At 67.0% G+C, this 15,205-nt stretch carries 15 protein-coding genes and 1 tRNA gene; 6 read left to right on the forward strand and 10 right to left on the reverse strand.

Features of this window, described 5'->3' with window-relative positions; genetic code table 11:
• The 4 genes from QKY98_RS17985 (at position 1) to QKY98_RS18000 (ending at position 3,700) form a co-directional block, all read left to right on the forward strand.
• On the forward strand, positions 1-1,596 hold the full coding sequence (locus QKY98_RS17985; RefSeq protein WP_284671354.1) for an MFS transporter: 1,596 nt from the start codon (positions 1-3) through the stop codon (positions 1,594-1,596).
• Positions 1,597-1,640: 44 nt separating this feature from the next.
• On the forward strand, positions 1,641-2,264 hold the full coding sequence (gene ycaC, locus QKY98_RS17990) for an isochorismate family cysteine hydrolase YcaC (protein WP_042136560.1): 624 nt from the start codon (positions 1,641-1,643) through the stop codon (positions 2,262-2,264).
• 54 nt (positions 2,265-2,318) lie between these two features.
• Positions 2,319-3,227: a LysR family transcriptional regulator gene (locus QKY98_RS17995; protein ID WP_044342892.1), complete on the forward strand. Its 909-nt coding sequence runs from the start codon at positions 2,319-2,321 to the stop codon at positions 3,225-3,227.
• A 104-nt stretch (positions 3,228-3,331) separates the two neighbouring features.
• A complete protein-coding gene (locus QKY98_RS18000) occupies positions 3,332-3,700 on the forward strand; it encodes a hypothetical protein (protein ID WP_144961938.1) in 369 nt (122 codons plus the stop codon).
• Positions 3,701-4,483: 783 nt separating this feature from the next.
• Here the strand turns inward: QKY98_RS18000 and QKY98_RS18005 are convergent.
• Positions 4,484-5,359, reverse strand: a complete 876-nt coding sequence (locus QKY98_RS18005; protein WP_144961940.1) for a LysR family transcriptional regulator — start codon at positions 5,357-5,359, stop codon at positions 4,484-4,486.
• 102 nt (positions 5,360-5,461) lie between these two features.
• Between QKY98_RS18005 and QKY98_RS18010 the strand changes: the two genes are divergently transcribed.
• On the forward strand, positions 5,462-6,649 hold the full coding sequence (locus QKY98_RS18010) for an MFS transporter (RefSeq protein WP_284671355.1): 1,188 nt from the start codon (positions 5,462-5,464) through the stop codon (positions 6,647-6,649).
• 106 nt (positions 6,650-6,755) lie between these two features.
• On the forward strand, positions 6,756-7,193 hold the full coding sequence (locus QKY98_RS18015; RefSeq protein ID WP_284671356.1) for a hypothetical protein: 438 nt from the start codon (positions 6,756-6,758) through the stop codon (positions 7,191-7,193).
• On the opposite strand, the gene QKY98_RS18020 is transcribed toward QKY98_RS18015, so the two are convergent.
• The 9 genes from QKY98_RS18020 to QKY98_RS18060 form a co-directional block, all read right to left on the reverse strand.
• Positions 7,166-8,077 (reverse strand): LysR family transcriptional regulator, encoded by a 912-nt coding sequence (locus tag QKY98_RS18020; protein WP_027602865.1) that lies wholly within the window; start codon positions 8,075-8,077, stop codon positions 7,166-7,168. The genes QKY98_RS18015 and QKY98_RS18020 overlap by 28 nt on opposite strands.
• Before the next feature lie 171 nt (positions 8,078-8,248).
• Entirely contained in the window at positions 8,249-9,349 is a 1,101-nt protein-coding gene (ychF, locus tag QKY98_RS18025; protein ID WP_007161550.1) for a redox-regulated ATPase YchF, read from the reverse strand.
• Between the two features lie 42 nt (positions 9,350-9,391).
• Positions 9,392-9,976, reverse strand: coding sequence for an aminoacyl-tRNA hydrolase (gene pth, locus QKY98_RS18030; protein WP_027602866.1), 585 nt, complete (start codon positions 9,974-9,976; stop codon positions 9,392-9,394).
• Between the two features lie 34 nt (positions 9,977-10,010).
• Positions 10,011-10,634 (reverse strand): 50S ribosomal protein L25/general stress protein Ctc, encoded by a 624-nt coding sequence (locus QKY98_RS18035; RefSeq protein ID WP_027602867.1) that lies wholly within the window; start codon positions 10,632-10,634, stop codon positions 10,011-10,013.
• A 122-nt stretch (positions 10,635-10,756) separates the two neighbouring features.
• Positions 10,757-11,698 (reverse strand): ribose-phosphate pyrophosphokinase, encoded by a 942-nt coding sequence (locus QKY98_RS18040; protein ID WP_007161553.1) that lies wholly within the window; start codon positions 11,696-11,698, stop codon positions 10,757-10,759.
• 41 nt (positions 11,699-11,739) lie between these two features.
• Positions 11,740-11,814: transfer RNA gene (locus QKY98_RS18045), tRNA-Gln, on the reverse strand.
• Positions 11,815-11,839: 25 nt separating this feature from the next.
• Positions 11,840-12,700: a 4-(cytidine 5'-diphospho)-2-C-methyl-D-erythritol kinase gene (gene ispE / locus QKY98_RS18050; protein ID WP_042136570.1), complete on the reverse strand. Its 861-nt coding sequence runs from the start codon at positions 12,698-12,700 to the stop codon at positions 11,840-11,842.
• The gene (gene lolB / locus QKY98_RS18055; protein ID WP_058792729.1) at positions 12,697-13,317 is read right to left on the reverse strand and encodes a lipoprotein insertase outer membrane protein LolB; all 621 of its coding nucleotides are present in this window, start codon (positions 13,315-13,317) and stop codon (positions 12,697-12,699) included. Before lolB ends, ispE begins: the two co-directional genes overlap by 4 nt.
• Positions 13,314-15,038: a tetratricopeptide repeat protein gene (locus QKY98_RS18060; protein WP_027602869.1), complete on the reverse strand. Its 1,725-nt coding sequence runs from the start codon at positions 15,036-15,038 to the stop codon at positions 13,314-13,316. The genes lolB and QKY98_RS18060 overlap by 4 nt, the downstream gene beginning before the upstream one ends.
• Positions 15,039-15,205 lie beyond the last annotated feature (167 nt).

A 15,205-nucleotide genomic window follows, 5' to 3' on the forward strand; every position in this document is an offset into this window, starting at 1 on the left:
ATGACCGCCGCCGCCGTGACTCCCAACGTCGCCTCGCCCTGGCAGCCGCTGCGCCAGCGCACCTTTCGCTGGCTGTGGCTGGCCAGCATCGCCTCCAACATCGGTACCTGGATGCACGAGGTGGGCGCCGGCTGGCTGATGACCTCGCTGTCCGCCAGCCCCCTGGCGGTGGCCCTGGTGCAGGTGGCGGGGGCGCTGCCGATGTTCCTGCTGGCGCTGCCGGCCGGCGCCCTGGCCGACATCGTCGACCGGCGCCGCTATCTGCTCGGCGTGCAGCTGTGGATGGCCGCGGTGGCCCTGGCCCTGGCTGGTCTGACCCTGGCCGGCTGGATGACCGTACCGCTGCTGCTGGGCCTGACCCTGGCCATGGGCGTGGGCACCGCGCTGATGCTGCCGGCCTGGTCGGCGCTGACCCCCGAGCTGGTCGACAAGAGCGAGTTGCCCGCGGCCATCGCCCTGTCCAGCCTGGGCATGAACGTGGCCCGCGCCCTCGGCCCGGCCCTGGCCGGGGTGCTGGTCAGCCTGGCCGGTCCCTGGCTGACCTTCGCCCTCAATGCCGTCTCCTTTTTTGCCGTGATCGTCGCGCTCCTGACCTGGCGACGCCAACCTGCAGCCGCCGTGCTGCCCGCGGAGCGCCTGCTGGGCGCCGTCCGGGTCGGCTTCCGCTATGCCTGCAGCTCGCTCCAGCTGCAGGTGGTGCTGGCCCGGACCGCCGCGTTTTTCCTCGGCGCCAGTGCCGGCATGGCCCTGCTGCCCCTGCTGGTACGCCAGGCCCTGCAGGGCACCGCCCTGGATTTCGGCATCCTGCTCGGCTGTGTCGGCCTGGGCGCTATCGGCGGCGCCATGCTCCTGCCGCGCCTGCGTGAAAGACTCTCCAGCGACCTGCTGGTGGCCGGCGCCAGTGCCCTCTATGCGCTGGTCCTGCTCGGCCTGGCCTGGATCCGCGACTTCGCCTGGCTGTTGCCGGTGATGCTGGCCAGCGGCCTGGCCTGGATCGCCGTGCTCTCCAGCCTGCAGGTGGCCGCCCAGACCGCCGTACCCGCCTGGGTGCGCGCCCGCGCCCTGGCCGTCTATATCCTGGTGTTCTTTGGCACCAGCGCCCTGGGCGGCTTCCTCTGGGGCGCCCTGGCCAGTCATTTCTCCCTGAGCGTGGCGCTGAGCGCGGCGGCCGGGGTGCTGCTGGCCGGCATCGGGCTGACCTGGCGCCTGCGCCTGCCGGTCACCCCGGCGGCGGACATCGCGCCTTCGCTGCACTGGCCGGCGCCCATCCTCGACGACTCCCTGGACCGCGAGCGCGGCCCGGTGATGGTCACCCTGGAATACGACATCGCCCCCGAGCACGGCCCGGCCTTTCGCCAGGCCATGCAGGCGGTGGGCGCCATGCGCCGGCGCAACGGCGCCTTCTCCTGGGCGCTGCTGCAGGACAGCGCCGAACCGCGCCGCTGGCAGGAATTCTTCTGCGACGAATCCTGGCTGGAGCACCTGCGCCACCACCACCGCGTCACCCAGGGCGAACAGCGCCTGGAAGCGGCGGCGCGGCAATACCAGACCCCCGGCGTACCCATCGCCATCCGCCATCTCCTGGGCGGCGCCTAGCGCAGCCCGTTACCTCATCAACCACCACCCCCGAGGACTCCACCATGAGCAAGCCCTACAACCGTCTCGACAAGAACGATGCCGTCGTCCTGCTGATCGACCACCAGGCCGGTCTGATCTCCCTGGTGCAGGATTTCACCCCCAGCGACTTCAAGAACAACGTCCTGGCCCTGGCCAACAGCGCCAAGTTCTTCGGTCTGCCCACCATCCTCACCACCAGTTTCGAGCAGGGCCCCAACGGCCCGCTGGTGCCCGAGCTGATCGAGCTGTTCCCCGAGGCGCCGTACATCGCCCGTCCCGGCCAGATCAACGCCTGGGACAACGAAGACTTCGTCGCCGCCATCAAGGCCACCGGCCGCAAGCAGCTGATCATTGCCGGTGTGGTGACCGACGTCTGCGTGGCCTTCCCGGCGCTGGCCGCCATCGCCGAAGGCTTCGACGTCTTCGTGGTGACCGATGCCTCCGGCACCTTCGACAAGACCGTGCAGCAGGCCGCCTGGGCGCGTATGAGCGCCGCCGGCGTGCAGCTCATGAACTGGTTCAGCGTGGCCTGCGAACTGCACCGCGACTGGCGCAACGACATCGAGGGCCTGGGCGCCCTGCTGTCCAACCACATCCCCAACTACCGCAACCTGATGACCAGCTACGCCAAGCTGGCCGCCAAGTAAGGTAAACGACGGTCAGGCGCCTCTCCCGGCGCCTGACCTTCGCGGAGGGATGCCGTGAACCGCAACGACCTGCGCCGCATCGACCTGCACCTGCTGGTGGTGTTCGAAAGCCTGATGCACGAGCGCAACCTCACCCGCACTGCGGAAAAGCTCTTTCTTGGCCAGCCGGCCATCAGCGCCGCCCTGGTGCGCCTGCGACAGTTCTTCGACGATCCCCTGCTGGTCCGCAGCGGTCGGGCGATGGAGCCCACCCCGCGCGCCCTGGCCATTCTCGAACGGCTGCGTCCGGCCCTGGACGGCCTGTCCAATGCCTTGAGCGAGGTCGACGACTTCGACCCCGGCGCCAGTCGCGCGGTGTTTCGCCTGGGCATGTCCGACGACGTCGAATGCGGCCTGCTGCCGCCGCTGCTGGCCCATCTGCGCGAGGTGGCGCCGCACTGTGTGCTGGTGGTGCGCAACGCCAACTTCCTGCTCCTGCCCGGGCTGCTGGCCAGTGGCGAGGTGTCCCTGGGCATCAGCTACACCACCCAGCTGCCGGCCAACGCCAAGTGCCGCACCCTGAGGCACATCCGCGCCTTGGTAGTGCGCGCCGACCGCGATCCCGCACCCCTGACCCTGGACGACTACTGCGCCCGGCCCCATGTGCTGGTGTCCATGTCCGGCGATCTCTGCGGCAACATCGACGACGACCTGGCGCGCCTCGGCCGCAGTCGCAAGGTGGCCCTGGGCGTACCCCACTTCAACGGCCTCGGCGCCCTGTTGGCGGGTAGCGAATTGCTCGCCACGGTGCCTGACTACGCAGCCCGGGCGCTGGCCGCCAGTGGCAGCTTGCGCCTCGAGGAACCGCCGTTTCCCATCGTCCCGGCCAAGCTGTCGCTGGTCTGGCGCGCCGCCCAGGACCAGGATCCGGGCGAGCGCTGGCTGCGCGGCGAGATCATCAGATTCATGGGCGAGAACCCCTAGCGCCGCGGCCATCAGCGTCGTCGATAAGCGCTATCCGCCGGTACGATTTATGGGGGAGGGGGTTGGCTTCTTAGGATGGCTCCATATTGTTTGGAGCCACTCCCATGAGCCTCGCCGCCCTTCGCACTACCCTCCGCCTGCTGGCCTGCGCCGGCTTCCTCGCCCTGCTGGCCGGCTGCGCCAGCTCCCACAACGCCTACCTCAGGGATGGCAGCACGGCCTACCTGGTGCAGTGCAACGGGGTCTTCGGCAGCTGGTCCGGCTGCGCGGGCGAAGCGGCGGCGCGCTGCCCCACCGGCAGCTATCAGGTTCTCGCCCGCAACCACCTGGACGGCGCCAGCGAAGCCCAGGCCGAAGCCAGCGTCGCCGGCCAGTCCTACCCGGTGCGCAACCTGCTGGTGCAGTGCCAGGGCGAACAGCTGGCCTGGCGGGTGGGCAACTTCGTGCGCCGGCTGCCGGTCAGCGAGGGCTGAGGGTAGCTCTGCAGGCTGTCTAGCGTTCTGCCGCGGCTGAACACCGGCTCGAATAACTCCCTCTCCCTCCGGGAGAGGGCTGGGGTGAGGGTACGCCCCGCACAACGATGTCACCTCTGGAAAAGGCTGCGCCGTTTTCCAGGCTACGGTTCAGATAGAGCTGAACGCCTGCACGGCTAGCCCCCTTTCCCTCCGGGAGAGGGTTGGGGTGAGGGCGCTCCCCGCACAACGATGTCACCCTCGGAAAAGGCTGCGCCGTTTTCCAGGCTATGGTTCAGATAGAGCTGAACGCCTGCACGGCTAGCCCCCTCTCCCTCCGGGAGAGGGTTGGGGTGAGGGCACGCCACGCAAAACGACGTCACCCCTTTGAAAAGGCTGCGCCGTTTTCCAGGCTACGGTTCAGATAGAGCTGAACACCTGCTCGAATAACCCCCCTCTGCCTCCGGGAGAGGGCTGGGGTGAGGGCACGCCCCGCACGACGACGTCACCCCCGGAAAAGGCTGCGCCGTTTTCCAGGCTACGGCTCTACACACCTATCGCGGCCACGGGCCGCTCCTACAGGAGCCGCCATTCCTGTAGGAGCGACCGCATCGGTGGACCGCCATGGCCGCGACCAGGGAGCTTGCCAAGTCCTCAGTTCTGCGCCAGGAAATCAACAGCCTCCCACTGGGATCGCGGACAAAGAAGCGCCTCACGCTCCAGAGGTTCGTCACCGGACCATACTTCGGCACGTAGCCCGCGCATATCGCCTCAACGGCTGTACGGCCGACCGATGCGCGACAGCTAATCCGCCAGCGCCTCTTCCAGTACCTTGAGAAATTCCCGGGTCGCCGGCGTCGGCAGCGGCGACCAGATGGCGTGGACGTTACGCTGGGGCGCATCGCTGACCGGCACCCGGGCCAGGCCGGCAAAGGTGCTGGCGATACTTTGAGGCACCAGACCGATCGCCAGGCCGCGGCGGACGAAGCGCTCCAGCAACTGCATGTTGCCCGTCTCGAAGCGCACCCGATGGGGCAGGCCCAGGGCGGCGAAGGCTTCGTCGGTCTGCCGCCGCGCGCCGCTGCCCGCGGGCAGGTCCACCAGCGGCAGATCCACCAGCTCGTGCAGCGACAGCCTTTCTCGCCCCGCCAGGCTGTGCGCGGCGGGCAGCACCGCCACCAGTTCCTCGCTGAGCAGCAGGCGGCTGTCCACCGCCTCCAGGGCCACCTGGCGCGACAGCCCGATCAGCGCGAAATCCAGTTGCCGCTCGCGCACCGCCGCCAGCAGCGTCTCGCTCTTGTCCTGGCGCAGGCGAATGTCCACCTGGGGATGACGGGCATGGAAGGTGGCCAGCAACTCGACGATATCCAGGCGCGGCACCGAGGAGATCAGGCCCAGCGTCAGGGTGCCGCGAATGGCGCCGACCGCGGCGGCCACGTCCTGCTGCAAGCGCTCCACCGCCGCCAGCGCCTGGCGTGCATGCACCAGCAGGGCCTCACCAGCGGGAGTGATGCGTACCTGGCGCGGCAGGCGCTCGAACAGGGTGGCGCCCAGCTCGGCTTCCAGCCGGGCGATCTGGTGACTGAGCGCCGACTGCACCACATGGCAACGCTCGGCGGCGCGGGTGAAGTGGCGCTCCTCGGCCAGGGCGACGGCGAATTCCAGCTGCTTGAGATTCATGGCGCTATCTTGAAATGAGATCAAGGCCATCTTAACGATTCATTTAACCGATAGCTGCCGTTGCCCGATACTGACCAGCCTCTTCCCTGCCGGATCCTGCGGATGTCCAATCCCACGCCTCCTCTCAGCCGCTGGCTGACCCTGCTCATGGCCGTCGCCACCGGCATCGCCGTGGCCAGCAACTACTACAACCAGCCGCTGCTGCACACCATCGCCCAGCGCTTCGACCTCAGCTACACCCAGGCCGGCAGCATCGTCACCACCGCCCAGCTCAGCTACGCCGCCGGACTCCTGCTGCTGGTGCCCCTGGGCGACCTGCTGGAGCGCCGGCGACTGATCGTCACCATGAGCGTGATCGCCGCCGCCGGCCTGGCCCTGAGCGCCACCGCCACCAGTCTGATCTGGCTGCTGCTGGGCACCGCCATGACCGGGCTCTTCTCGGTGGTGGCCCAGGTGCTGGTGCCCTTCGCCGCGACCCTGGCCGCGCCGGAGCAGCGGGGCAGGGCGGTGGGCACGGTGATGAGCGGCCTCATCCTCGGCATTCTGCTGGCCCGCACCGTGGCCGGGGCGCTCTCGTCCCTGGGCGACTGGCGCACAGTCTATGCCGTGGCGGCCGGTCTGATGCTGGCCACCGCCCTGGCCTTGCGCCTGGCGCTGCCGCGCTATCAGCAGTCGGCCGGCCTGAGCTATCCACGGCTGCTGGGGTCGGTGTTCGAGCTCTTGCGCGACGAGCCCCTGCACCGGCTGCGCACCCTGCTGGGGTGCCTGGGCTTCGCCGTCTTCGCGGTGTTCTGGACGCCGCTGGCCTTTCTGCTCGCCGCCGAGCCCTATGGCTTCAGCGACGGCACCATCGGCCTGTTCGGTCTCGCCGGCGCGGTAGGCGCCCTGGCCGCCAACCTGGCGGGACGCATGGCCGACCAGGGCAAGGGCAATCTCGCCACCAGCATCGGCCTGGCCTCCCTGACCCTGGCCTGGCTACCCCTGGCCTTCGCCCAGCAGTCGCTGGCGGCGCTGCTGGTTGGCATCCTGGTGCTGGATCTCGCCGTGCAGCTCAGCCACGTGAGCAACCAGAACGTGGTCTATCGGCTGCGCCCGGAAGCGCGCAGCCGCCTCAACGCCGGCTACATGACCGGCTACTTCCTCGGCGGCTCCCTGGGTTCGCTGCTGTCGGCGCGACTCTACGAGCACTTCGGCTGGACCGGCGTGAGCCTGGCTGGGTGCCTGCTGGCGGCCACGGCACTGGCCGTGTGGTGCCTGTTCCTGCTGCGCCAGCGTCAGGCGCGGGCCTGAACGCCATCATCAGCGCGGTCGATGATCGCTATCCCGAGGGACGATTTCTAGGCGCGGGGTGGGCTGGCGACAATGAGTCCACACCCACCCGACACAGGTACTCGCCATGAAAGCCCTCACCGCCCTCTTCGCCGCCACCCTGCTCACCGCCGCCATCGCCCAATCCGCCCAGGCCGAGGAAAGCGCCCTGCGCCCCCTGGGTTCGCTGATCGAAAAGCACCAGCAGCAGGATCGTACTCTGGCCGAAAACGGTGCCGATCGCAGTCTGCAGCCGTCGATCCAACGTCAGCAACAGCGTCTCGACCCGCGCCGTGCCCTGGCCGAGAACGGCGCCGATCGCAGTCTGCAGCCGTCGATCCAACGTCAGCAACAGCGTCTCGACCCGCGCCGTGCCCTGGCTGAGAACGGTGCCGAGCGCAGTCTGCAACCCTCGATCCAGCGCCAGCAACAGCGCCTGGACGGCCAACGCCTGGCCGCCGACGGCGCCGAGCGGACCCTGCAGCAGTGGCCCCAGCGTCAACCGACCCGCGGCGCCGCGGCGTGAGTCGGCTGAACCGTCAGCCGGTCGCGCAGATAGTCCGAGAACAGCTGGACGATGCGCGCCGACTGACGATGCTGGGGATAGACCGCATAGACCGCCGCGCTGGGCAGGGCGAAGTCCTCCAGCACCTGCACCAGCGCACCTGAGGCCAGCGCCGCGCCGATGATGAAGGTCGGCAGCACCGCGATGCCCTGACCGGCGATGGCCGCATCCCGCACCACCTCTCCGTTGTTGGCCCGGAGCTGACCCTGCATGGGCAGCACCAGCGGCTTGCCCCCACGCTGGAAGCGCCATTCCACCTGGCGACCATGGCCATAGAGCAGACAGCTGTGCTCGGCCAGATCCTCCGGCTGCAGCAGCGGCGGCGCCTTTTGTAGATAATCCGGACTGGCACAGGTCACCAGTTGCATCTCGGTCAGCCGCTTGGCGATCAGACTGGAGTCGGCCAGGGTGCCGATACGGATCGACATGTCATAGCCCTCCGCCAGCAGATCCACCGCCCGGTCATTGAGATCCAGCTCCAGGCGGATCTGCGGATAGGCCGAGAGAAAATCCGGCAGCAGGGGACTCAGGTGCAGGGTGCCAAAGGTCATGGGCGCACTGACCCGCAGCACCCCTTGGGGCACCGTCCGCCGGCTGGAGAGCAATTCCTCGGTGTCGTTGACGTCTTCGAGGATCTTGACCGCCCGCTCATAGAGCAGCATCCCCAGTTCGGTCGCCTGCAGGCGTCGCGTGGTGCGATTGAGCAGCCGCACCCCCAGACTTTCCTCCAGTGCCATGGTCCGCCGGCTGACGAATTGCTTGGACAGCCCCAGCTTGTCGGCGGCGGCGGTGAAGCTGCCCTCGTTCAGGGTGGTGACGAACAGGCGCAGGTCTTCGAAATTCATGGCGGCATCCAGGCGGCGGAAAGAGCCCAAGCGGGCGGTCGAGCGACGGTCATTGTGCCAAATCGACGTCCCGCGAGCCGTGCCTTTGCGCGGCGACAGCCAATCGCCGCGCAAAAGAAAACCCCCTCGCCACCTTGCGGTGAGGAGGGGGTTCTTGGTGTTCGCCGTGACTCAGACGTTGAAGCGGAAGTGCATGACATCACCGTCCTTGACGATGTAGTCCTTGCCTTCCAGGCGCCACTTGCCGGCTTCCTTGGCGCCGTTCTCGCCCTTGAAGGCGATGAAGTCGTCATAGGCCACCACTTCGGCGCGGATGAAGCCCTTTTCGAAGTCGGTGTGGATGGCGGCGGCCGACTGGGGCGCGGTGGCGCCGACGCGGACGGTCCAGGCGCGGACTTCCTTCACCCCGGCGGTGAAGTAGGTCTGCAGGTTGAGCAGTTCGTAGCCGGCACGGATCACCCGGTTCAGGCCCGGCTCTTCCATGCCCATGGACTCAAGGAACATCTGCTTTTCCTCGTCGTCGTCCAGCTCGGCGATTTCCGCTTCGATCTTGTTGCATACCGGCACCACCACGGCGCCTTCTTCTTCGGCGATGGCACGGACCACGTCCAGGTGCGGGTTGTTCTCGAAGCCGTCTTCGGCGACGTTGGCGATGTACATCACCGGCTTGCTGGTCAGCAGGTGGAAGCTGCGCACCAGGCGCTTCTGCTCTTCGTCCAGGCCCTTCATCAGGCTGCGGGCGGGCTTGCCGGCCTCGAAGTGGGGAATCAGCTGTTCCAGCAGGGCCTTTTGCGCCAGGGCTTCCTTGTCACCGCCCTTGGCGTTGCGGGTCACGCGCTGCAGCTGCTTTTCGCAGCTGTCGAGGTCGGCGAAGATCAGCTCCAGGTCGATCACCTCGATGTCCCGCTTGGGGTCCACCGAGTTGGCCACGTGGATGACGTTCTCGTCTTCGAAGCAGCGCACCACGTGGGCGATGGCATCGGTCTCGCGGATGTTGGCGAGAAACTTGTTGCCCAGGCCTTCACCCTTGGAGGCACCCGCCACCAGGCCGGCGATGTCGACGAACTCCATGGTGGTGGGGATCACCCGCTCGGGTTTGACGATCTCCGCCAGGGCGTTCAGTCGCGCATCGGGCATGGGCACGATGCCGCTGTTGGGCTCGATGGTGCAGAAGGGGAAGTTTTCCGCCGCGATACCGGATTGGGTCAGGGCATTGAACAGGGTGGACTTGCCGACGTTGGGCAGGCCGACGATGCCGCAATTGAATCCCATGGTGTGTGTCCTCGCGGAAGAAAAGGAAGAGGGTAGGGTAGGTCAGGCCTTGCGGCTGTGCAGGCGTTGCATGGCGCGGGTCAGGTCGCCGTCCAGCAGCGCCGGTACCACCTCCAGGGCGGCCTCGATGCTGGTGTCGAGCAGGTCCTGCTCGCTGCGCGGTGCGCGGCCCAGCACGAAGTTGGAAACCAGGCTGGCATGGCCCGGATGGCCGATGCCCAGGCGCAGGCGCTGGAAGCCGTTCTGATTGCCGAGCTGGGCGATGATGTCGCGCAGCCCGTTGTGCCCACCGTGGCCGCCGCCGGTCTTGAGGCGCGCGGTGCCGGGTGGCAGGTCAAGTTCGTCATGGGCCACCAGGATGGCCGCCGGCGGGATGCGGAAAAAGCCGGCGAGCGCCGCCACGGCCTGGCCGCTGCGGTTCATGTAGGTGGTGGGAATGAGCAGACGAACATCGTTGCCCGCGTGGCGAAAGCGCCCCACGAGGCCGTGATACTTGCGGTCGACAGCCAGGCTCGCGCCCTGGGCGGCTGCCAGCCGCTCAACGAAAAGGGCCCCTGCATTGTGCCGGGTCTGGTCGTATTCGGGGCCCGGATTACCCAGGCCGACGATCAGTTGGACGGCAGTCATGTCAGGAGCCCTTCTCTTTCAGGCGTGCGAGAACTTACTCGGCAGCGCCTTCTTCGGCAGCGCCGTCAGCAGCTTCTTCACGGATGCGCGGCATGTGGATGCTGGCAACCGGCAGATCGCTGCCGTGGGCCAGGGACACCAGCTCGACGCCAGCCGGGACGTTCAGGTCGCTCAGGTGAACGATCTGGTCCAGCTCGACCTTGGCCATGTCGACTTCGATGAATTCCGGCAGGTCTTTCGGCAGGCAGGAAACTTCGACTTCGTTGATGGTGTGCAGGATCTCGCCACCCTGTTGCTTCACGCCCACGGAGGTTTCCTGGTTCATGAAGTGCAGGGGGACGTGGGCGGTCAGCTTCTGGCCGGCGATGACGCGCAGGAAGTCAGCGTGCATGACGTAGCCCTTGGAGGGATGACGCTGCAGGGCCTTGACCAGGACGCTTTCGTTGCTGCCACCGACCTTCAGGGTGATGACGCTGGCGAAAGCGGCTTCGCTTTCCAGCATCTTGGCCAGGTCTTTGCCGACCAGGGTGATGGAGGTCGGAGCCTTGTCGCCACCGTAGATCACGGCGGGAACGTTACCGGCATTACGACGCAGGCGGCGGCTCGCACCTTTCCCCAGGTCGGAACGCACTTCGGCATTCAGAGTGAAATCAACCATTGTGAATCTCCAGGATAAGGAATCGGCAGACCGAGACTTGCGACCAGTTCTACGGCCCTACCGACTAAAAAGCCCCGGTAGACCGTCACGGCCTTCCGGGGCGCTTCCAGAGCGGCTGTTCCTTAACGGAACATCGCGCTGATGGATTCTTCGTTACTGATCCGGCGTACCGCCTCGGCCACCACCGGCGCGATGTCCAGTTGGCGGATACGGCTGCAGGCCTGGGCCGCGGCGGACAGCGGAATGGTGTTGGTCACCACCAGCTCGTCCAGCACGGAGTTGTCGATGTTCTCGATGGCCCGACCCGACAGCACCGGGTGGGTGCAGTAGGCCAGGACCTTGGCGGCGCCGTGTTCCTTCAGGGCCTTGGCCGCATGGCACAGGGTGCCGGCGGTATCGACCATGTCGTCGACCAGCACGCAGGTGCGGTCCTGGATGTCACCGATGATGTGCATCACTTCCGACTGGTTGGCCTTGGGACGACGCTTGTCGATGATCGCCAGGTCGACACCCAGGCTCTTGGCCACGGCACGCGCACGCACCACGCCGCCGATGTCCGGGGAGACGATCATCAGATTTTCGAAACGCTGGTCTTCGATGTCATCCACCAGGGCGGGGGAGCCGTAGATGTTGTCCACGGGAATATCGAAGAAACCCTGGATCTGGTCGGCGTGCAGATCGACGGTGAGCACGCGATTGATGCCCACCACGGTCAGCATGTCGGCCACGACCTTGGCGGTGATGGCGACGCGCGCGGAACGCGGACGGCGATCCTGGCGCGCATAGCCGAAATAGGGGATGACTGCGGTGATACGAGTGGCCGAGGAGCGGCGGAAGGCATCGGCCATCACCACCAGTTCCATCAGGTTGTCGTTGGTCGGCTCGCAGGTGGGCTGGATGATGAAGACATCCTTGCCCCGAACGTTCTCGTTGATTTCGACGCTGATCTCGCCATCGGAGAATTTTCCGACGGAGACGTCACCGAGAGGGATGTGCAGCTGGCGCACGATGCGCCGTGCCAGATCGGGGTTGGCGTTCCCCGTGAAGACCATCATCTTGGACACGCTGCAGTTCCTGCGGCTTGAGGTGGGTCTTGGAAGGAAAATGGCAGGGGCGGCTGGATTCGAACCAACGCATGGCAGGATCAAAACCTGCTGCCTTACCGCTTGGCGACGCCCCTGTATCTTGCAGAGTACTAGCTGTACTCATTCTCTGGTCAGACTTGCTAGCGCCCGGTGCAACATGGAAGTGTTGCTGCCTTTGGCTACGAAGCCTGGAAGTGATGCTGGTAGCTGGCTTGCTACTGTATCAGCTTCGGTCTTATTTGGAAAGCTTCCAAATATGCAACCTCCAGTGCCGGTTAATCTAGCTGAAACAAATTTGTTTAGCAAGATCAAAGCGTTACGAATTTCTGGGTAACGCCTTTCGACCGTACTCTGGCAGTCGTTTCGACCTGACCACTTGAGAACGGCGCAAACTTTAATGGCGGGAGTGTCCCGTGTCAACAGCGGATCTGAAAAAATTTCTGCTGTACTTACAGAGACTTGCGGCACGGCCACGAGATACCAGGGTTCCGGCGGTGCGACCGGGGTGAGCTTTTCGCCCACGCCCTCGGCGAAGGCGGCCTGGCCGCGGACGAACACCGGTACGTCGGCGCCCAGGCGCAGTCCCAGGGCCGCCAGGTCGTCGAGGCTGGCGCCCAGGCCCCAGAGGTGATTCAGGCCGAGCAGGGTGGTGGCGGCATCCGAACTGCCTCCGCCGATGCCGCCGCCCATGGGCAGCCGCTTGGTCAGCCAGAGATCGGCGCCTTGCCGGGTACCGCTTTCCTGCTGCAGCAACCGGGCGGCGCGCAGGATGAGATTCTGCTCGGGGGCGACGCCCGGCAGGCCGTCGTGCAGCTGCAATTCGCCGTCGTCGCGTCCGGCAAAGCCCAGGTCATCGCCCCAGTCGAGAAACTGAAACAGCGTCTGCAGTTCGTGATAGCCGTCCGCGCGGCGCCCGAGGATGTGCAGGAACAGATTGAGCTTGGCCGGCGCCGGCAGGGTGAAGGCGGGCGCCGGGGTCATTTGCCCAGCTCGCGCGGCTGCCAGGTCTTCACCACCAGGATGACTTCTAGGTCCTTGCCGGTGAGCTTGAGGCGCTCGGGCAGGGTGTAGCCGTTCTGCTCGGTGTAGCGGGTGTATTCCACGGTCCAGCCGTCCTGCACCAGGCGCGCCAGGTGGCTGTCGGCGTCCAGGGTCAGCTGGCTGCGGCTGTCCGGGGCCGGCAGGCCGCGCACCCACCAGAGCAGGTGCGAGACCGGCAGGCGCCAGCCGAGTTGCTGTTCCAGCAGGGCCTCGGGGGAGTCGGCCTGGTAGCTGCCCTGGCCGGAGACGTCGAGGGTGACGGCGCCCGGACGCCCGGTGAGGCGGGTGGCGCCGCGCCCCAGGGGGCCGGCCAGACGGATGTCGTAGTAGTCCTGGCGTTGCAGCCAGAACAGAGTGCCGCTGCCGGAATCGCGCGGCGCGCGGATGCCGACCTTGCCGTCGATCTGCCAACCGTCGAGGGCGGCAATACGTTTTTTATGGGCCTGCCACTGGGCGGCGTTGCCCTGGCCTTCCACGGCCTCCTGGCGAGAGGTGCTGGCGCAACCGGCCAGCAGGGCGAGCAGGAACAGGGTGAAGAGGGTACGCAGGCGGATCATCGGAGGGTTTCGCTTCCAGTCAGGCGTTTGAGGGTACTGCGCAGGATGGCGTCATCGGCGTCGGCGTCGAGGCCCACGCGCCAGACCTTGCGCGCTTCGCTGCGCTTGCCCTGGGCCCAGAGCACCTCGCCCAGGTGGGCCGCCACCTCGGCATCGGGGAAGCGTTCGTAGGCCTGGCGCAGATAGCGTTCGGCGTCGGCCAACTGGCCCTGGCGATAGCGGATCCAGCCCATGCTGTCGAGGATCGCCGGATCGTCCGGACTCAGCTGGTGTGCCTTGTCGATCAGCTGGCGCGCCTCGGCCAGTCGCGGGGTGCGATCGGCCAGGGTGTAGCCGAGGGCGTTGAGCGCCATGGCGTTGTCGGGGTCGTGGGCGATGATATAGCGCAGATCGGCTTCCAGCTGACCGAGATCACCGCGCTTTTCCGCCAGCATGGAGCGGACATAGAGCAGATTCAGGTCGTTGGGATACTGCTGCAGGGCCTGCTGCACGGTCTGGTCGGCGAGGGCGGTCTGGTCGGCACTGGCCAGGCCTTCGACTTCCAGCAGATAGAGCGGCACGGCGTATTCGCTCTGGCGCTTGCGGGCGTCGGCCAGGCGCTGACGGGCCTCGGCGATGCGGCCGCTGCCCAGCAGGATTTCCGCCTGGCGCTGCTGGGCGGCCAGGTAGTCGGTGCCCGGTCCGACCTGGGCGTATTCGGCCAGCGCCTGTTCGGGCTGGTCGAGTTCTTCGTAGCTGCGCCCCAGGTTGAGGTGCGCGGCGTCCACGTGGCTGCCGCGCTCGAGCAGTTCCTTGAGATAGATCTGGGCTTCGCGCCAGGCCTGGGCTTCCAGGCAGACCAGCGCCAGGGAGAATCTCAGGTCGTCGTCGTCCGGGAACTGGGTGACCAGCTCGGCGAATTCGCGCTTGGCCTGGTCCAGGCGATCCAGCTCCACCAGCAGCCGGGCATGGGCCAGGCGCAGGCGGCGGTCTTCCGGGTGCTGGCGGATGCCGGCTTCGAGCAGCGGCAGGGCCTCGGCGCTGCGGTCCTGGCTCTGCAGCAGGCGCGCGCGCAGCAGCAGCGGGGCGACTTCGCGCTTGGCCGCCGGATTGCGCTCCAGCAGTTTCAGCGCCTCGTCGGCGCGGCCGTCCTGCTGCAAGAGCAGCGCCTTGCCAAACAGCAGCTGGCCGTTGCGCGGATACTTGGCCAGCAGTCGATCGAAACTCTTGAGCAGCCCGGCGCGGGTGGTCTCGTCGGTTTCCGCCGCGGACAGGGCGAGGAAATCGAAGTGGGTGTCGCCCTGGCCCTGGAGCACGCGCTCCATATAGGCCATGGATTCGTCGTAGCGCCCGGCGCGGGCCAGCATGATGGCGGCGGCGCGCTGGGCATCCAGGTTGTCGGGGGCGTTGCGCGCCCAGATCTGCGCGGTTTCCAGCGCCGGGGTATCGGCGCCCAGGTATTCGGCGATGCGGAAGGCGCGCTCGGCCACCCCCGGGTCCTGGGTCGACTTGGCCTGCTCGACATAGTTGGTCAGGGCGATGTCGAAACGGTTGCGCTGACCGGCCAGCTCGCCGACCAGCAGGTCATAGAGGGTGTCTTCGCGAAAGGAGCCGGCCGGTTGCGGCGTGCTGGTCTTGGCGGTGGGCGGCGGGATGGCGGCGGCGGGCGTCGGCTGCCGGCCGAGGTTCTGGCAGCCGGCGAGCAGCAGGGCGGTCGTCAGCAGCGCGAGGTATCTGGTCATAGGGTCAGGGCGGCCTTTTTACAGTCGGTCCATCATGCCACAAGAGTCGCCGTGGCCGCGTCGCACATGCGGAGCGGCGGGCCGAGAAGTGCGGTGGTCGAGGCTGTTGACGCCTTTTGCCCGGCAAGATTCATTCGCCCAGGCTATGACGGCGATTGTCCGACGTC

Origin of the sequence: Pseudomonas sp. HR1 (genome assembly GCF_030175875.1) — a bacterium.
GTDB classification, from domain to species: Bacteria; Pseudomonadota; Gammaproteobacteria; order Pseudomonadales; family Pseudomonadaceae; genus Chryseomonas; species Chryseomonas oryzihabitans.